Origin of the sequence: Fibrobacter sp. UWP2 (genome assembly GCF_900141705.1) — a bacterium.
GTDB lineage: Bacteria > Fibrobacterota > Fibrobacteria > Fibrobacterales > Fibrobacteraceae > Fibrobacter.
Genome location: NZ_FQYM01000004.1, coordinates 90,721 through 108,192, shown reverse-complemented (window position 1 = coordinate 108,192; position 17,472 = coordinate 90,721). Strand labels below are relative to the sequence as shown.

Genomic DNA, 17,472 nt, shown 5'->3' with positions numbered 1-17,472 from the left:
CGTATAATACGCAGGAGGCATGAGGTCGCGACCTTCACCACATTTGTCACTACCTTATCGCTTCGGGTTATAATTGTTCATCAAGACCATGGCGAGCGCGACACAAAACATGATGACACTCCCCACAATGACCTGCTGCTTGTGGTCGTAGTCACGCTTGATGTAGCTCGGGTCCTCTTCGTTGATTTGCTGGAGAGTCGGTCCCTGATTGAGCTTTGTGGAATCGACTCCGTAGAGTTCCGCAATTTCGGCGTCAGTCATGTTGAGTGTACTCACGTACGCCGAGTCATACTTGTCAAGCTTGTCCGCGGCAAAAGACGCCCCTGCAAAAAGGAGCGCTATAGTCACAACAAGAACAAACTTCGTCATTATTCCTTCGCGAGCTTGTCGAGGATCTGGTTCACGAGGCCCGGGTTGGCCTTACCGCCGGACTTGCGCATGGTCATACCCACGAGGAAGCCCTTGAGAGCCACCTTGCCCGCCTTGAATTCAGCGAACTGGGCGGCATTTTCGGCACACACGGCGCGGACCACTTCTTCGATGGCACCGGTGTCGGTCACCTGCACGAGGCCCTTTTCCTTCACGATAGCTTCGGGGTCCTTGCCGGTCTCGAACATCTCGGCGAAGACCGTCTTTGCAATCTTTCCGTTGATGGTGTTATCGGCGATAAGGTTCACGAGCTTGCACAGGTCTTCGGGCTTGATCTTGAGGGCAGAGAGGCCGCCTTCCAGTTCCTTCACCTTGGCGAGGAGTTCGGTAATCACCCAGTTGGCCAAGACCTTGCCGTTCTTGCAGTTCTTCGCGGCGGTGTCGTACCATTCGCTCACGTCGCGGTCTTCGGTCAGCACCATGGCATCGTATTCGGAAACACCGAAGTCGTCCATGAAGCGCTTGCGGCGGGCATCCGGCAGTTCCGGAAGCGTGCGGCGGATTTCTTCAACGAAGGCCGGGTCGGTCACGAGGCGGACCATGTCCGGTTCCGGGAAGTACTTGTAGTCGTGGGCGTCTTCCTTGGAGCGAATCACAATCGTCTTGTCGGCGTTGGGGTCGTAGCGCTTGGTGCACTGTTCCACTTCCTTACCGGCATCGAGGGTCGAGGCCTGCAGGTTCATTTCGCAGTACAGAGCCTTCTCGAGGTTCGTAAAGCTGTTCAAGTTCTTGATTTCGGCGCGGATACCGAACGGAGCGTCTTCGCTCTTGCGGAGAGAAATGTTGCCGTCGCAGCGCATGTTGCCGTTTTCCATGTTGGCGTTCGAAACACGGGTGTATTCCAGCGTCTGCTTGATCTTCTTCAAAACGAGCACGGCTTCTTCCGGGCTACGGATATCCGGTTCGGTCACGATTTCGCAAAGCGGCGTACCGCAGCGGTTCGCGTCGAAGTGGGAATCGGTCGGGCTCATGTCGTGGATGAGCTTGCCGGCGTCTTCTTCCATGTGGATACGGGTGATGCCCACGCGCTTCTTGGTGCCGTCTTCCTTCACAATTTCGAGCCAGCCGTTCTTGCAGATCGGGTGGTCGTACACCGGAAGTCCGCCCGTCTGGGTAATCTGGTAGCCCTTCGGCAGGTCCGGGTAGAAGTAGTTCTTGCGGGTCCACATCGCGTTCAGGTCGATTTCGCAGTTCAGGGCTAGCCCTAAGCGAATGGCGTATTCCACGGCCTTCTTGTTCGGCACGGGCATGGCACCCGGCATACCGAGGCAAACGGGGCAAACGTGCTTGTTCGGGGTCGTATTCACTTCGATTTCGCAGCCGCAGAACATCTTGGTTTTAGTCGCGAGCTGGCAATGGATTTCAAGACCGATAACAGGACAGTAGTTGGACATATAAACTCCGTATTATTTTACACAAGAAAATTTAGTAATTAAACGCGTCATTCTGAGAACCGTAGGGACGAAGAATCCAGGGAATATGACACTGGATCCTTCACCCCTCTGGGGTTCAGGATGACAATTATATCTCGTCGAGGGTTACCACAGGAATGTCGGTGGCGTCGCGGAAGTTTTCGCATTCGGTCAAAATGCAGTCGACGCCGTTCACGTAGGCGGTCGCCAGACGGAGGGATTCGCCCTCGGTTAGCTTGTGGTTAGTTTTGGCGGCAGCGGCAAACAGTTCAGCCGCCTTCACTGCCACCTCCCCATTCACGGCACAGAGACTCACGTTCGACGAGTTTTCGAAGAACTCCCGATACTCACGGGCCAAAACAGAGGCGTTCGCCCCGTAAGCCTTTTGGCAAATTTCAAACAAAGTAATAGACGAAACAATCACCTGGATGTTCTTTTCGTAAACAAAGTCCAGAACGCCAGAGACCACCGGGTAGTAATCCGCATGCATCTGCAAAAGCCGGACCAGCGGGCCCGAATCCAAAAACATCAGGCGGCTCTGTTCTATGGGCTTTATCACTCGTAGATTTCCATGTAGGCAATTTCTTCTTTCATGCCGGCGCGTACCATCTTGAGGCGTTCGGCCTTGGGGTAAAAGTACCAGAACATCCACTCGCCCGCCATGTCGGTGCGCTTGGTCTTGATAATCACAGGCTTTTCGCCCTTGTAAAAATCGCGCTTGTGCGGAATCACGTGTTCGAACGGCCTATAGGTATGCACGTCCTCGCCCGCCTTGCGTTCGATAAAGCCATTGCCGCCCTTGCTCCAGGTGATGGTAACAGGGCCGTTGTCGTCCTTGACCTTTTCGCAGCTGTCGAAGCCACTGCCGCACCACAGGTACTTTTTGAACTTGAATTCCTGCTCAGGCATATTGAAGTTCTCGACCTTGCGCGTGTTTCCCTTGTAGGTATTATACTCTCCCGAGAGCGTATACTTGCCGGCGTTGTAATCGGCGCAGCCACGCTGGGCGACCTTCAACTGGAAGTTGTAGAGGGCGACGTCGACAGTGCAGCCCTCTTCCTGGAATGTGAAGCGGACATGACCGTTGGACTCGCGGATTTCGAGGTTGCCCATCTCGATTTCGGCGCGCTCGGACACAGGGCCGTTCTGGATAACGATGGAGAAATAGCGCGGGTTCGTGGGAGACTTTTTGAGGAAAACACTACCGGTCGCGGAGGCGTACTCGCCACTGATGTCCTTGGCCGCCTGCATAAAGCGGGCCAAGTCGGCACGGCGAGCCCACAGCTGGCCGAACTTGCAATCGACGGGAACAAAGGTGGGCGGTTCGGAAGGTTCCTTCTCGACCCAGGTGACGACCTTCTTGCGCTTGGTCTTCATTTTGGGCTTGCCCTTCTTGTCTTTGACGACGCGGCCCTTTTTGTCTTTGACTTCGACCTTTTCTTTAACCCAAGAAACCTGCTGGACCTTCTCGGGAGGGATCGGGAGTTCCTTGATCCAGTCCGACTTGTACAACTTAGCGGCGGGAACGGATTCGTCAACCTCGTTATTTACTTTCTTATAAACGAACAATTCTTCTTGTGCAAAAGCAAAGGAAACACACAAAAAAACGAATAAAGCAATAAATTTTTTCAACTCTAACCTCATTTGGTTCTATAAGTTAACTTTTTTGGGCATATAAAAATGGGCTCTTAGTGTAAAAGTTTTTGAATTTGCTAAAATTTTACCTGTTGGAATTACAAGGAGATCCTACATGAAAAAAATGTTCCTAGCCACCTGCCTCTTGGCTGCAAGTGTTTTTGCCGCCCCGCAGGCTGCAGCTCCGGCAAAGGCCCCTGCTGCAAAGACTGAACCAGCCGCCGCACCGGCTGCCGCACCTGCTGCCGCACCGGCCGCCGCACCGGCTGCCGAGAAGAAGGCTGAGCCTGCCAAGGCCGAAGCCGCCAAGGCTGAACCGGCGAAGGCTGAAGCCGCCAAGGCTGAGCCTGCCAAGGCCGAACCGGCGAAGGCTGAGGAAGCCAAGCCCGCCGAAGCCGCCAAGGCCGAACCGGCAAAGGCTGAAGAAACCAAGCCCGCCGAAGCCGCCCCTGCCGCAGCACCGGCCGAAGAAGCCAAGGCTGAAGAGGCCAAACCCGCCGAAGCCGCCCCGGCCACCGAAGAAGCTAAGGCCGAAGAAGCCGCTCCCGCCGCCCCGGCCGAAGAAGCCAAGGTCGAAGAGGCCGCTCCTGCAGCCGAAGTCGCCACCGCCGAGCCCGAACAGAAGCCCGCTAAAAAGAAACGTCGCAAAAAGAAAAAAATGATCGAGAACGCCGTGCTCGAGACCCCGAGCATCGCCTTCGACATCCAGGCTGACTTTGAATTGGAAGCCGGCAAGGTGTTCTGGGCAAGCGAAAAGGACCCCATGGGCGACAACCTCGAAACCTGGAACGGCGAAGCCAACTTTGCCGTGCTCGCCGAAGGTGAAGACTTCAAGGGCAAGATCGGCGTCGCCTTCTACCCAGGCGACCTCCGCCTCGCTGACGACTACGAAAAGAAGGCCAAGAAGGAAGCCCTTCGTGAAGGCACCGCCAAAACCACGGACGACTACTTCTCGCTGGACGAAGCTTGGGCCATGCAGAACACCGACAACTTCGTGTTCAAGGTCGGTCGTTGGGACAACACCGACAAGAACGGCGACTACTTCGGTGGTTACATCGACGGTTACCTGACCGGCTTCATGTCGACGCAGGATCCCGAGAACCAGTTGCAGTTCGGCTTCACCCCGACCGACAACATGGACATCTACATTTCCCTTATCAGCGGTTCCGCTAACCTCGACAAGGGCGACATCCGCGCCGCGTTCAACTTCCACGGTCTCGAAAGCCTCAACGACCTGAGCATCCAGCTCGCCTACCGCAGCAACATCTTTGACGTGGTCTACGACTCCGACGTGGACGTTGCGCACAACGCTTCCCTCAAGGCCAAGCTCCCCATCATCAAGAACTTCTTCGCCATCTTTGCCGAAGCCGCCTTGATGAACATCGACCCGAACGACGACATGGTCGTGCCCGTCACCGGCGGCATCTCCTTCGAGACCCCCGTTGTTGACCGCATCATCCTCGAAGCCGAATGGATCAACGATCGCAAGGATCATGAGGAATACCAGACCTTCGGCGCCAAGCACGTGAAGGACGTCCTCGGAGCCATCTACCTCGAGAAGGCATTCACCGACCGCTTCAGCCTCTCTGCCGGCTTCCACAGCTTCGGCAGCACGAGAGACTACATGCTCTCCGGCAACCTCGTCGGTCGGATAAACTAACGAGACCGCTCGCGCTAGATTCTGTAAATCAAGTACAGGGCTGGCGCTCGCTCTCACTGCAAAGGCCCGTTAATACGGGCCTTTTCCGTTCACGGAAGACCGCTCGTGCTAGATTCTGTAAATCAAGTACAGGGCTGGCGCTCGCTCTCACTGCAAAGGCCCGTTAATACGGGCCTTTTCCGTTCACGGAAGACCGCTCGCGCTAGATTCTGCAAATCAAGTACAGGGCTGGCGCTCGCTCTCACTGCAAAGGCCCGTTAATACGGGCCTTTTCCGTTCACAGGAGACCGCTCGCGCTAGATTCTGTAAATCAAGTACAGGGCTGGCGCTCGCTCTCACTGCAAAGGCCCGTTAATACGGGCCTTTTCCGTTCACGGAAGACCGCTCGCAGATATAAAACCTTAAAAAAAAGCCCCGGTTCAACCGGGGCTTTTTTGTTAGCAAAAAAATAAAGCGAACTAGACTCCCTTGCGTTCCAGGTCTAGGAGTAATGCCTGCAGCGAATCCTCGACAGACGAGCGGAAATCAGCAGAACCGAGGCTGCAGCTGGCAACAACGTCGTCACCCTTCAATATGCGAATGACGGCAAAACCATTTTCGTTAGAGAAAGTCACGCTCAAACCTTTTTTCAAGGCCTTCTCGAGCAAGTCACGCATAAGTACTCCTTTGTGTTATTGCAAAAATCAAAGTTGGGAACCAACGAACTTAAACTAGGCTTTTTCTCCGCAAAAAACAAGCAAAAAAGCAAATAAATTGGATATTTCGCATAAAAGACGCTTTTTGGCGTACTATATTGAGGTTATGTTCGATTTTCACCTGCATTTGGCGAGGCTACCCCAGCCCATGGAACTGGCGAGGCTGCTGGCGGAGCGGGAATACCGCTATGTGGCCGTGGCCTGCGAACCGTGGGAATGGGAGGCCGTGAACAAGTTGTGCGTCGCGGGTGTGAACCGCACCGCGGATATGAACTGCGCCGCCTACGGGGTCCACCCGATGATTGCGGGGAACGTCACGGAGGCGGACTTCGCAAAACTGCGGGAGATTTTGGAAAGCGACCCGGACGCCCAGGTCGGCGAAGCAGGGCTCGACCGGCGATTCCCGGGGTACGAGGATGGCAGTATTCAGGAGCAGGTTTTTGTACGGCAAATCAAGCTCGCACTGGAACTGGGGCGCGACCTCCAGATCCACTGCGTGGGCGATTACGGAAGGGTCGTAGCGCTACTGAAAAAGAACGGATTCGGGAAGTCGCACGGAACAGCCCCTAGTACTTCGCTTAGTACGCCGCTTAGTACGTCGCTTAGTACGTCGCGACCCATATTCCACCGCTTCGGCGGGGATGCGGGGATTGTGCGAGCCGCCCTCCCCCTCGGGGCGTTATTCTCGCTCCACAACGACAGCTTCCGCAAGAAGTCTACCGTGGCGGCAATCCCTCTTATCCCGGCCGACAGCGTGCGCTTCGAGACCGATGCCGACGAAATATACTGCAAAGCCTGCGCAGTTCCCACCAGCGCAGTCCCCGCAAAAGAAATCACCGAAGCCCTCATCAAGGACCTCGGCGAAGTCAAAAGACTTTACGAACTAGCAGTTAAAGGCGCTTAGAGACGCTTGAGAACCGCGGCAGCGTGGTGGATAAAGCCTTCTTCGTTTGCGACGGCGGCAATGGCCTTCGCGTTCTTCTTGATGGCCTTCTCGCTGTAGCGGATGATGCTCATGCGCTTCAGGAAGTCGTACACGCCGAGCGGGCTGAAGAAACGGCCCGTGCCGTTCGTGGGCAGCACGTGGTTCGGGCCCGCGAAGTAGTCGCCCACCGGCTCGCTGGACCACGGGCCGATAAACACGGCACCCGCGTTCTCGATCTGCGCCGCCATGGATTCGGCTTCGCTGGTCATCACTTCCAAGTGTTCCGGAGCGATGCGGTTCGCGATTTCCACGCCGTCGAACCAGTCCTTCACCACGAGGATACGCCCAAAGTTACCGAGCACCTTCTCGAGGAGTTCGCGCTTCGGGGAATTTTCCACCTGGATATCCACGCAGGCGCTAATCATCTGGGCGGTTTCCATGTTGTCGGTAATGCAGATGGCCGCCTCGAAGCCGGAACCGTGTTCCGCCTGGGAGAGCAAGTCTGCAGCCACGAAGTCCGGATCGCAGGTGTTGTCGGCCATCACGAGCACTTCGCTGGGGCCAGCCACCATGTCGATATCCACGACGCCGAAGACTTCCTTCTTGGCGATGGCCGCAAACACGTTGCCCGGTCCCACAATCTTGTCGACGCGTTCCACGACGGTCTTGCCCTTCGCATCCTTCGCGCCGTACGCAAGCAGGCCAATCGCCTGAGCGCCACCGATGTGGTAGACATCGGTAATGCCGAGTTCCTGCAGCACGAATGCGACAGCACGGTTGATTTCGCCCTTGATGGGAGTCACGACCACGATGTCTTCCACGCCGGCAACGAGAGCCGGAACCGCGTTCATGATGACGGTGCTCGGGTAGATGCCCGCACCGCCCGGCACGTAGAGGCCCACGCGCTTCATCGGGCGGATACGCTGGCCGAGAACCACGCCGTCCTTCCCTTCCATGAGCCAGGATTCTTCCATCTGGTTCTGGTGGAAGTCGCGCACGTTCTTGATGGCCTGCTTCAGGGCCTTCTGCAGTTCCTTCGGGCACTTGGCGGCAGACTTCGCGATGGCCGATGCCGGCACGCGGATGTTCTTGCCCTTCAGGCCGTCGAACTTCTGGGCGTATTCGGTCGCCTTCGCGATGCCGCCCTTCTTGATGTCGGCAAGGATCTGCATCACCTTGTCGTGAATTTCCTTGCTCGGGGCGACTTCGCGCCCGCAGATGCGTTCAATTTCAGCAGATTTCGGAGTAACCTTAACAATTTGCATAAACTACTTCCTCTTCTTTGCAGAGCGAGTGATATCGGCAAGGTTCCTCACCTTGCGGGCACTCAACTTCTTGGCCTTCACCGGAGCGGGTTCCTCTTCCTTCGCGGCGCTTGCCTGCCCCGCAGCCGCAACCGACTTCACGTCGATATGCTTGTACGCGCTCTCGATAACCTTGTTATCGACAAGAATCTTGTACGTGAGCCCGTCCACGAACGCCATCCAGGAGGCCTCGATGATATTGCTCGAGACACCGACCACATTCCAGTAGCCCTTCTCGTCGCCAAACGTCGTCCACACGCGCACGGTAGCGTCAGATGCCACCTTGGAACCCAGCACGCGCACCTTGTAGTCGTCGAGCTTGACCTTCGCCATGTTCGGGAAGAACGGGAGCAACGCCTTGCGCAGCGCCGCGTCGAGAGCGTTCACCGGGCCGTCACCCTCGCTCACCTGATGGCTAATCTTGTCGCCAATCTGGAGCTTGACCGTCGCCTGCGAAACGGACACGCCCTGAGTCGTCTTGTCTTCGATGACGCGGTAGCCCAGCACCTTGAACGGCTCCTGCACCATGCCCAAGTGGCGGTACACCAACAGCTTGAAGCTCGCCTCGGCAGAGTCGAAATGCCAGCCCGCGTTCTCGCGTTCCTTGATGAGCGTGAGCAGCTTGCCCACCACCGGGTCCTTCTTGTCGATGCCCGGCTTGATGGCCCTGAGCTTTTCCACCACAAGGGAACCGCCCGCCTGGTCGCTCGTGACGAACACGCGGTCGTTACCCACGGCATGCGGGTCGATATGCTCGAAACTGCGGCTGACCTTCATCACGCCGTCGATATGGGCACCGCCCTTGTGCGCAAACGCCGCATCGCCCACGTACGGGGCATGCACGTCACTCGGCAGATTCACAATCTGGTCCACATTGCTGCTCAACTGGCGGAGCCTTGCAATCTTTTTCGCAGCAAAGAACTTCGCGCCCATCTTGAAATGGAGGTCTGCAGCAATCGTCGTGAGGTTCGCGTTTCCGCAACGCTCGCCGTAACCGTTCACCACGCCCTGCACCATCGTAGCGCCGCTCTTCACGGCAAACAGGCTGTTGCACACGCCCAGGCCCGCGTCGTTATGCACGTGGATGCCGATAGGCGTCGAAACCACCTTCTTCACGTCCTTCACAATCTTCTCGAGTTCCCACGGCATCGTACCGCCGTTCGTGTCGCAAAGCACAATGAAGTCCGCACGGCCGCGTTCAGCCGCCTTCAGCGTCTCGAGAGCGTACTGCGGGTTCGCCTTGTAACCGTCAAAGAAATGTTCCGCATCGTAAATCACCTCTTCGGAATGGTCCTTGAGGTAGTCGATGGAGGACTCGATCATGTCGAGGTTCTCCTCGAGCGTCGTGCGGATGACGTCCGTGACGTGCAAATCCCAGCTCTTGCCGAAAATCGTCTTGACCGGGGCGCCCGACTTCACGAGCGCCTGCAGCAGCGGGTCCTTCTCGGGCAGCACCTTCGGACGGCGCGTGGAACCGAAAGCCGCAATCTTCGCATGCTTCAGCTTGACTTCCTTGATCTTCTGGAAGAATTCCTCGTCGGTCGGGTTGCTCGGATTGGGCCAGCCCCCTTCGATGTAGTCAAAACCGAAATGGTCAAGAATTCGCGCAATCTGCAGCTTGTCGGCGAGAGAAAGGCTTATCTTACGGTCTTGGTTACCGTCGCGGAGGGTCGTGTCGTATAAAAAAACTTTCATGGACGTAAAGATAGAAAATTCTACCCAAGGGGGGGGAAGCCTCCCCCTCGCTACAGCCTTGCCCTTCTGTCATCCTGAGCGGAGCCCATAGGGCGAAGTCGAAGGATCTAAACCGAACCAGGGCAAGTCTTCCGCTACCCCCTCTGCGGGGAGCACCCCGCAACGCCCCCAATTGTCATCCTGAGCGGAACGCAGTGGAGTCGAAGGATCCAGACCTGCACTTGTCATTCCGGGTTTGTCCCGGAATCACCGTTCTCGAATTTTTTACTTGTCGCTTTTTCTTCTATTGCAGTTCCTGCAAAGCATTTGGCAGTTTACATCAATGGTCAAGCCGCCATCGCTCCATGGTATAATATGGTCGGCTTCCATTTCAGGAATTTCAAAGTGCTTTTTACAAATGGGGCAAATTCCCGCCAGCCTTTCGTAAGCCTTTATTTTCTGGTTTTCCGTAAATGCACGGATAGACAAGTAGCGTTCATCGCCCGTCAACACGTACGGATAAATTCCTCTCTTGTTAGTTACGTCGTCATCCTTGACAAGCCGTGCGACTTCATTATCAATCATCTTGAAATCGTAAATATTGTCTTTGTACTTGTCATAGAGCTCGCCCCACTCCACGCCCTTCATTATCTTCTTGCGTTCTTTGGTCGGTTTGAATGTAGTCTCGATCCAGTCAATTACAGAACGGAAATACTGTTGCAAAGCATTGGCGTTCACATCATGCTGATGTTTAGCCATATAGACATCCACGGAATTCTTGGATATCCACTTCAAAGCCGTTTCTAGATAATCTTGTCGGATAGCGGAACCATTCAGGTAGTCCGCAGCGATTTTTTGAGCCAAGCACCCATTTTTACTGAAGTAACGTTTTGCATCAGCAAGCCAAGGCCCGGCATATACGGCATTTCGCAGTTCTTGCTTGGTGAGTTCCTCGCCCGCGATGTTGATGGTCTCGAACCACTTGAGCTTTTCGCTATCCGTACCATCGCACACATAGACCATCAACTCGTAGTCCAAAATTTTTTCCTGTTCATCTTTCTGCAAGTTATGGAAATGCTTGAACAGGTAACTAAAATCGCCTGCGACATATTGGCAGATTGAAATCGTGCGTTGCTGCCCGTCAATCACTTCAAAGGAACCGTCTTCGCGCAGAGCCCAATACATCACATTCAGCGGGAATCCCTGACGAACAGTCTCAATCACGGCATCGCGCTGTTTCTCCTTATAGATAAACTCGCGCTGGTAAGGCGGGCGAATATCGAGTTTGCCTCCATAGGCCACGACACGGCCCGTTTCATCGTCATTCTCGTAACAATCAACAAGGTCACGAATCTTGATTTGTTTGAGTTCGATTTTCATTTAGACCTCCTTGCGACGGCGGATAAAAATTCTTGCATAAGTTATTTTGCCATTAACGGCGGGTCGAGCATCGCCATCTTTCAACCGCGGAATACCGACGATTTCAGGATCATAGCCGGCCGATGATTCCATTCCCAAAATTTCGAACTGCTCTGGATTGTATTTATCAAGGAAAGTTATCGGAACACCCATAATTCCGTCATAATCTTCTGGGATACATTCTGTTTTACTGACTTCTATCGCGTCGTAATTGTCGTATTTCGGATATTCTTCTGGAGAATATTTCTTGTAGAGTATCAATTCTTCATGGCGCTTTTTGTGGTCAAGATTAGTAAACCAAATTGACGGACTCCTTGCCATATACTTGCCATCACGAACAACGATTGTCCTATTTCTGTTTTTTGCCAGGCTCTCTTCGATAAAGTCCTGATTTACATCAAAGTAAATCTCGCGGCTCATTGGAGTGACTCCAATCCACAACTTATTTTCCTTAAAAAATTGGAATACTTCTTTATATGTAACAGCGTTCTTATTTCCTAGAACTAGAAATTTTTTATCGTATTTCGCCAATTGCCCTATGTAATCCGTAAACAAACTAAAGGGTGGATTTGTCACCACGATGTCGGCCTGCTTTAAGAGTTCAATGCATTCGGCACTGCGAAAGTCGCCATCGCCTTTAAAATAATGGATACCGATTTCTTCGGGATCAGGAACAAGGTTGCCATTTTTGTCGCCATAATACTCCAACCAGATGGCGCGCTCCGAATTATTCTGGCTGAACAGGTCCCGTTCCTGATTCTTGTAACAAGTGGTAATCAGCCTTTTCAAACCCAAATGTTCAAAATTGTAGGCGAAGTAGTGGAAAAAGTTCGAAACGCGAGGGTCATCACAGTTGCAAAGAACTGTCTTACCCTTGAAGTGTTTCTTGTAATGCTTCAGTTCGTTTTCTATATCCGAAAGTTGGGTATAGAATTCATCCTGTTTCGCTTTGTTTGCACTATGCAAATTGCGGTTATCAGACATCGTGTTACTCCATGCTGAAAGTGAACGAGTTCACTCTCGCAGGAGCTAAAAGCACGACTTCTCAATACAACACAATAACCCGCAGTCCCAAGCGAATACAATACGCCCAGGACGTAATATACCCATAGCATTCATGGGTTTATGCGAGTATTTGTCTTATTCTCGTTGTAGAAAGTGTCGAAGTTTCAGACAGAGACAAGAGCAATACTCAGTGAGTCTACTCTCATCCAGCATCTATCCAAGTTTTTTAGGAAACAAAAAAAAGGCGTGGAGTTGAATGCATTTACCTGTCTGAGGCCTTCGACTGCCCACAACGAATAAACACAAACAACTCACGCCCCAAAAGGCCGCATGCATCAGGCATATTGCAAAAACAATACGCCTTACAGCAAAACGATGCGACAAACCAAAAGCCTGTCGCAGACGTGAGCGTTCGTCCTATTCCCGTTGTAGAAATTGTCGAAGTTTCAGACAGAGAATAAGAGAAAACTCTATTTTCAACAGATAATATAGATTTTGAATGGGAAAAAGGTGACTCCGGAACTGAGTCCGGGGTGACAATAGGGGTCTAGATTGCCACGCTACGCTCGCAATGACATACGAGAAAAGCATCCCCCTGCTGTTTAATACGATACCCGCGGTTCGCGAAGGCCGCAGGGACTAACAGTCACAAGGCTTTCGCAGGACCTGATTCTTGCACGTTCCAGCAATAAGCGTCGTGAAACCGAAGCCACTCTCGAGTTTCTTTGCGGAGAGGGGCGTTTTGCTAAGCAAACAATGGAACGAAGTGATTTTGTTTGCGTGCGAAATGGCCCTTGGAGCAAACATTATTTAGAGCGAGCAAGGCGTTGCGGGGCGGCGGCTGAGCCCCGCAGTGGGGGTGCGCGGAAGACCCAGCTAGGCAATGCGGGACTAGATCCTTCGACTCCACTGCGTTTCGCTCAGGATGACACTCTGGCCGGGGCTGGAGCCAGGGGGAGACCTCCCCCCCCACATTGAAAGACTTGTTTTTCTCAACCCGTTTTTGTATATTCCAGCCAAACAGACATAGTAAGCAGGGCTAAACCTGCAAGCGACCGCATTTCATTTATTGCTTAAATGGATGCGGTCTTTTTTGTTTAATAGAGGTAAAAATGGGCAAAAACGAAGAAAAAAAGCAGATTGTGGCGGCAAAACCGCTCGTGGAGTCAGGCGTCGGAAAGATGATTCAGGTTATTCGGGGCAGGCAGGTGTTGCTAGACCGCGACCTGGCTACGCTTTACGGGGTGGAGACAAAGTACATAAATCGAGCGGTAAAACGTAATCCCAACAGGTTCCCCGATGAATTCTATTTCGAGTTGACAAAAGAAGAGTCTCTAAGGTGCCAAGATGGAACCATAAAGACCGGCCGTGGACAACATTCCAAATATTCGTCTTATGCATTCACCGAACAGGGTGTTGCGATGCTCTCGGCTGTTTTACACAGCGAAAAAGCCATCAGGGTCAGCATAGACATCATGAAGGCGTTTGTGGCAATGAGACACTACATCATGCAGAATGGAGGTTTTATCAACCGAATTTCAAACATTGAAGTGAAGGATTTGGAACAGGACGCACGTCTGCTAGACCATGACCACAAAATAGACGCTCTATTCGAGGCGATGGACCGCGGCGAACTGAAATCCAAGGGCCTTTTCTACAACAACCAGGAGTTCGACGCCTATGTTTTCGTGTGCGCTTTAATCCGACAGGCCAAAAAGAGGATCGTCCTTGTCGATAGGTATGTGGACGAGAAAACCCTGGCGATGATGCTCAAGCGCGAAAAGGGTGTTTCTGTGACGATTTACACTTACGACAAGAGCAAGGCTCTCAAGGTGGACCTGGCGACTTACAACGAACAGTATCCCGACAGTCCGATGCAGGTTTTGCCGAGTTACGGAATGCATGACCGGTTCCTTTTTATCGACGATACGGCCTACCACTTCGGGGCTTCGCTCAAGGACTTGGGCAAGAACACCTTCTTCTTTACGCAGGAGGATTTTACGTTAGACGAAGTGCTGAAGGAATCGCAGAAGAAAAAAAATCCCCAACTCGGTTGAGTCGGGGACTTTTATAGGCTTTACCTAGTTAAACAAGAATTACTTGGCCTTTTTGGCGACCTTCTTAGCCGGCTTTTTGGCCTTTGCGGTCTTATTAGAAGCCTTGCAGAACTTCACGTAGGCAGCGAGGGTGTCGCAGAACACTTCGTCCGGGGTGTTGTCGCCATTGATGCGGCTGATGATGGACTTGCTGTACTTGCCGAGCACCTTGGCGGTGGATTCCTTGTACACCTTGAGGCGGTTCTTGATGACGGCTTCGTCGGCGTCGTCCTTGCGGCCTTCGATCTTGGCGCGGTTCAGGAGGCGGGCAACGATGGTCTTCTCATCCTTGATGTCGAGCACGAAGATGTGCTTCACGTCGACCACGGATTCGATGAGCTTGACCTGGGCAACCGTGCGGGGAATACCGTCGAGGAGGAGGGTATCCTTATCCGGGTTTACCTTGTTCGTATTGATGAGGCCTTCGATGAAGCGGCCGAAAATTTCGACAGTGGCTTCGTCCGGAACGAGCAGGCCCTTGCTGGAGTAAGAAGCGAGGAGCTTGCCGGATTCGCTGGAAGGAGCAATGCCACGGAAGATGTCGCCCGTGGAAATGTGCTTGAGGGAAGTGGTAGCAGCGAGCTTCGCGCCGACGGTACCCTTGCCGGAACCCGGTGCGCCGAAGATAAGAACTGCAGGAATTTTAGCCATTGTTAACCTCTTGGGTTTGATTGTTGAAATTTTTCGCGGTCAAAGATAGCATTTTTACGACTGGATCTTTTCGCACTTGAAACTGAGCTTGCCGTTTTCGACGCCGATGCTTATCGTGGAGAAGTCCGTAAGGGTACCGAGCAGGAGCCCTTCGGCAATCGCGTCTTCCACGAGGTTCTGGATGGAACGGCGGATGGGTCGCGCCCCCAGGGTGGAATCGTAATTGTTGTTCACGATAAATTCCTTCGCCTCCTGGCTGATTTCCAGCAGGATTCCGCGGTCGGAGATATTCTTCTGGAGGAACCCCATCTGGATATCTACGACGGAAACGAGGTCCTTCTTGCTCAAGGCACGGAACACAATCTGCTCGTCGATGCGGTTCAGGAACTCCGGAGAGAACACGCGCTTGACCTCTTCGCGGATGGCGTTTTCCATGCGCTCGTAGTCGTCGGTCTCCCCTTCCTTGGTGAACCCCATGCCGCCGCTGTGGCGCACTTCGCGCGCACCCGCGTTACTCGTCATGATGATGATGGTGTTCTTGAAATTGATCTTGCGGCCATAACTGTCCGTAAGGATGCCGTCATCCAGAATTTGCAGGAGCAAGTTGTAGATGTCCGGGTGAGCCTTCTCGATTTCGTCCAGCAGCACGACGGAATAAGGATGCTTGCGCACCTTCTCGGTAAGCTGTCCGCCGCCTTCCTCGAATCCCACATATCCCGGAGGCGCGCCGATAAGGCGGCTTACGCTGTGCTTTTCCATGTATTCGCTCATGTCGATGCGGATCATGGATTCTTCGCTCCCGAACAGCGAGAGGCTCAACACCTTCGCGAGTTCCGTCTTGCCCACGCCGGTAGGCCCGAGGAAGAGGAAACTGCCCATCGGGCGCTTGCTGCTGCGGATGCCCGCACGCGTACGGCGGATGGACTTGACAATCGCATCGACTGCCGCATCCTGGCCAATGACCCGCTGCTTGATTTCGTCGGCAAGGTGGAGAAGTTTCTGCGTCTCTTCGCCGCCGAGGCGGCTCACGGGAATGCCCGTCATCTTGCTGATGCAATCGCGAATGTCGCTTTCGTCCACGACGGGGGTCTCCTGCCCTTCTTCCTGCAACTGCTTCTTGCGCTCGGCGATGGCGTTCTGGAGTTCTTCTTCGCGGGTGCGGCACTCGGCCGCATTCGTGTAATCCTGGTTCGCGACCGCCTCTTCCTTCTTCGAAAGGACTTCGGCAAGTTCCGATTCCATATCGAGCAGGTCCTGCGGGACCTTGATGGAATTGAGCTTCACGCGGGCACCCGTCTCGTCGAGCACGTCGATTGCCTTATCCGGCAAAAAGCGCTCGCTGATGTAGCGTTCGGCAAGCGTCACCGCGGCGCGGATGGCCTCGGGCGTGTAGTGCACCTTGTGGTGCTGCTCGTACTTCGGACGGAGTCCTTCCAAAATCTGGATGGAATCTTCGGAGTTGGGCGGGTTCACAAGAATCGTCTGGAAACGGCGTTCGAGAGCCGCATCCTTCTCGATGTACTTGCGGTATTCGTCAATCGTCGTAGCGCCAATGCACTGGAGTTCTCCACGCGCCAATGCCGGCTTGAAAATGTTGCTCGCATCGAGGCTTCCTTCAGAACCGCCCGCCCCCACGATAGTGTGGAGTTCATCGATAAAGAGAATCACGGAGTTGCTCACGCGCTGGAGTTCCATGATGAGCCCCTTCATGCGTTCCTCGAACTGACCGCGGTACTTGGTGCCGGCAACCATCGCCGCCACGTCTAGCGTCACGACGCGCTTGTTCACGAGCAGGTCGGGAATCTTCTTCTGCACGATCTTCTGCGCGAGCCCCTCGATAATCGCGGTCTTGCCCACGCCGGGTTCACCGATGAGCGCCGGGTTGTTCTTCTTGCGGCGGCACAGGATCTGGATGAGGCGCTCGATTTCGGATTCGCGCCCGATAATCGGGTCAAGCTTGCCCGCACGCGCCATCGCGGTGAGGTCGCGACCGAAATGGTCGAGAATCGGCGTCTTGGAACGCGAAGCACGTGCGTCGTGCTGCGCCTGGAAGGGACGATTCTGCTGTTCGCCCTCCCCTTCGGGCATGCTCTCGGAACCCTCGTGCTTGAGCTGGTCCAGCATTTGCTGGAAGTTTTCGAAGGTCACGTTGAACGTGGAAAGCGTCGCCGCCGCCGGGGAATCGGACTGCTGCAAAATGGCGAGCATCAGGTGCTCGGGGCCAATGTACTGGTCGCCTTCCATCTTGGCAATTTTAGCCGCATTAAAAAGCACCGCCTTGGTGCGGGCCGTGAATGAAAGCAAGCCTCCACGGGCATCGCCGCCCACGGTCATGAGGCCACCGTCATTCGTCAAATTCTTTTGGACGATCTCGGCAAGGGCGTTCAAGTCAACCTTGAGCGCCTTGAGAGTCTCGGCAGCAAAGCCCGAGTCCTCGCGCACGAGTCCAAGGAGCAAGTGCTCCACAGTAATGCTGTCGCTCCCGAGATTGCGAGCCGCCATGCGGGCAGCCTGCATCACGGCCTTGGCTTTCGCCGAAAAGATTCCGTTTCCGTCCGACATAATTA

The 17,472-nt window shown here is 54.1% G+C and carries 14 protein-coding genes; 3 read left to right on the top strand and 11 right to left on the bottom strand.

Annotated features, from left to right (window positions below; genetic code table 11):
* Positions 1 to 54 precede the first annotated feature (54 nt).
* The 4 genes from BUB55_RS03860 to BUB55_RS03845 all read right to left on the bottom strand — a co-directional run bounded on the left by BUB55_RS03860 (position 55) and on the right by BUB55_RS03845 (position 3,410).
* Positions 55 to 369, bottom strand: a complete 315-nt coding sequence (locus BUB55_RS03860; protein WP_073188380.1) for a hypothetical protein — start codon at positions 367 to 369, stop codon at positions 55 to 57.
* Positions 369 to 1,823: an Asp-tRNA(Asn)/Glu-tRNA(Gln) amidotransferase subunit GatB gene (gatB, locus tag BUB55_RS03855; RefSeq protein ID WP_073188378.1), complete on the bottom strand. Its 1,455-nt coding sequence runs from the start codon at positions 1,821 to 1,823 to the stop codon at positions 369 to 371. The genes BUB55_RS03860 and gatB overlap by 1 nt, the downstream gene beginning before the upstream one ends.
* Before the next feature lie 127 nt (positions 1,824 to 1,950).
* Complete coding sequence (locus tag BUB55_RS03850; protein WP_073188376.1) at positions 1,951 to 2,400, bottom strand: type II toxin-antitoxin system VapC family toxin; 450 nt, start codon at positions 2,398 to 2,400, stop codon at positions 1,951 to 1,953.
* The gene (locus BUB55_RS03845; protein WP_234971788.1) at positions 2,397 to 3,410 is read right to left on the bottom strand and encodes a hypothetical protein; all 1,014 of its coding nucleotides are present in this window, start codon (positions 3,408 to 3,410) and stop codon (positions 2,397 to 2,399) included. The genes BUB55_RS03850 and BUB55_RS03845 overlap by 4 nt, the downstream gene beginning before the upstream one ends.
* Before the next feature lie 181 nt (positions 3,411 to 3,591).
* On the opposite strand from BUB55_RS03845, the gene BUB55_RS03840 reads away from it, so the two are divergent.
* On the top strand, positions 3,592 to 5,136 hold the full coding sequence (locus BUB55_RS03840) for a hypothetical protein (protein ID WP_073188373.1): 1,545 nt from the start codon (positions 3,592 to 3,594) through the stop codon (positions 5,134 to 5,136).
* A gap of 458 nt (positions 5,137 to 5,594) precedes the next feature.
* Here BUB55_RS03840 and BUB55_RS03835 read toward each other — a convergent pair whose 3' ends face one another.
* Positions 5,595 to 5,792, bottom strand: a complete 198-nt coding sequence (locus tag BUB55_RS03835; RefSeq protein ID WP_073188371.1) for a hypothetical protein — start codon at positions 5,790 to 5,792, stop codon at positions 5,595 to 5,597.
* Positions 5,793 to 5,937: 145 nt separating this feature from the next.
* Here BUB55_RS03835 and BUB55_RS03830 point away from each other — a divergent pair, with 145 nt between their 5' ends.
* Complete coding sequence (locus tag BUB55_RS03830; RefSeq protein WP_143152889.1) at positions 5,938 to 6,735, top strand: TatD family hydrolase; 798 nt, start codon at positions 5,938 to 5,940, stop codon at positions 6,733 to 6,735.
* On the opposite strand, the gene hisD is transcribed toward BUB55_RS03830, so the two are convergent.
* The 4 genes from hisD to BUB55_RS03810 form a co-directional block, all read right to left on the bottom strand.
* Positions 6,732 to 8,021 (bottom strand): histidinol dehydrogenase, encoded by a 1,290-nt coding sequence (gene hisD, locus BUB55_RS03825; protein ID WP_073188367.1) that lies wholly within the window; start codon positions 8,019 to 8,021, stop codon positions 6,732 to 6,734. The genes BUB55_RS03830 and hisD overlap by 4 nt on opposite strands.
* A gap of 3 nt (positions 8,022 to 8,024) precedes the next feature.
* A complete protein-coding gene (gene cimA, locus BUB55_RS03820; protein WP_083596861.1) occupies positions 8,025 to 9,755 on the bottom strand; it encodes a citramalate synthase in 1,731 nt (576 codons plus the stop codon).
* Between the two features lie 264 nt (positions 9,756 to 10,019).
* Positions 10,020 to 11,114, bottom strand: coding sequence for a GmrSD restriction endonuclease domain-containing protein (locus tag BUB55_RS03815; RefSeq protein WP_073188365.1), 1,095 nt, complete (start codon positions 11,112 to 11,114; stop codon positions 10,020 to 10,022).
* The gene (locus BUB55_RS03810) at positions 11,115 to 12,137 is read right to left on the bottom strand and encodes an adenine-specific methyltransferase EcoRI family protein (RefSeq protein WP_073188364.1); all 1,023 of its coding nucleotides are present in this window, start codon (positions 12,135 to 12,137) and stop codon (positions 11,115 to 11,117) included.
* Between the two features lie 1,133 nt (positions 12,138 to 13,270).
* On the opposite strand from BUB55_RS03810, the gene BUB55_RS03805 reads away from it, so the two are divergent.
* A complete protein-coding gene (locus BUB55_RS03805; RefSeq protein WP_073188362.1) occupies positions 13,271 to 14,215 on the top strand; it encodes an ORF6N domain-containing protein in 945 nt (314 codons plus the stop codon).
* Positions 14,216 to 14,254: 39 nt separating this feature from the next.
* On the opposite strand, the gene BUB55_RS03800 is transcribed toward BUB55_RS03805, so the two are convergent.
* Together BUB55_RS03800 and BUB55_RS03795 are read right to left on the bottom strand one after the other, a co-directional pair.
* Complete coding sequence (locus BUB55_RS03800) at positions 14,255 to 14,905, bottom strand: adenylate kinase family protein (protein ID WP_083596860.1); 651 nt, start codon at positions 14,903 to 14,905, stop codon at positions 14,255 to 14,257.
* A 54-nt stretch (positions 14,906 to 14,959) separates the two neighbouring features.
* The gene (locus tag BUB55_RS03795) at positions 14,960 to 17,467 is read right to left on the bottom strand and encodes an ATP-dependent Clp protease ATP-binding subunit (RefSeq protein ID WP_073188360.1); all 2,508 of its coding nucleotides are present in this window, start codon (positions 17,465 to 17,467) and stop codon (positions 14,960 to 14,962) included.
* Positions 17,468 to 17,472 lie beyond the last annotated feature (5 nt).

Bases quoted from the DNA above. Each gene is read 5' to 3' on its own strand.
- BUB55_RS03810 (WP_073188364.1), bottom strand. From the start codon at position 12,137: ATGTCTGATAACCGCAATTTGCATAGTGCAAACAAAGCGAAACAGGAT.
- BUB55_RS03815 (WP_073188365.1), bottom strand. From the start codon at position 11,114: ATGAAAATCGAACTCAAACAAATCAAGATTCGTGACCTTGTTGATTGT.
- BUB55_RS03800 (WP_083596860.1), bottom strand. From the start codon at position 14,905: ATGGCTAAAATTCCTGCAGTTCTTATCTTCGGCGCACCGGGTTCCGGC.
- gatB (WP_073188378.1), bottom strand. From the start codon at position 1,823: ATGTCCAACTACTGTCCTGTTATCGGTCTTGAAATCCATTGCCAGCTC.
- BUB55_RS03805 (WP_073188362.1), top strand. From the start codon at position 13,271: ATGGGCAAAAACGAAGAAAAAAAGCAGATTGTGGCGGCAAAACCGCTC.
- cimA (WP_083596861.1), bottom strand. From the start codon at position 9,755: ATGAAAGTTTTTTTATACGACACGACCCTCCGCGACGGTAACCAAGAC.
- BUB55_RS03830 (WP_143152889.1), top strand. From the start codon at position 5,938: ATGTTCGATTTTCACCTGCATTTGGCGAGGCTACCCCAGCCCATGGAA.
- hisD (WP_073188367.1), bottom strand. From the start codon at position 8,021: ATGCAAATTGTTAAGGTTACTCCGAAATCTGCTGAAATTGAACGCATC.
- BUB55_RS03795 (WP_073188360.1), bottom strand. From the start codon at position 17,467: ATGTCGGACGGAAACGGAATCTTTTCGGCGAAAGCCAAGGCCGTGATG.
- BUB55_RS03835 (WP_073188371.1), bottom strand. From the start codon at position 5,792: ATGCGTGACTTGCTCGAGAAGGCCTTGAAAAAAGGTTTGAGCGTGACT.
- BUB55_RS03840 (WP_073188373.1), top strand. From the start codon at position 3,592: ATGAAAAAAATGTTCCTAGCCACCTGCCTCTTGGCTGCAAGTGTTTTT.
- BUB55_RS03860 (WP_073188380.1), bottom strand. From the start codon at position 369: ATGACGAAGTTTGTTCTTGTTGTGACTATAGCGCTCCTTTTTGCAGGG.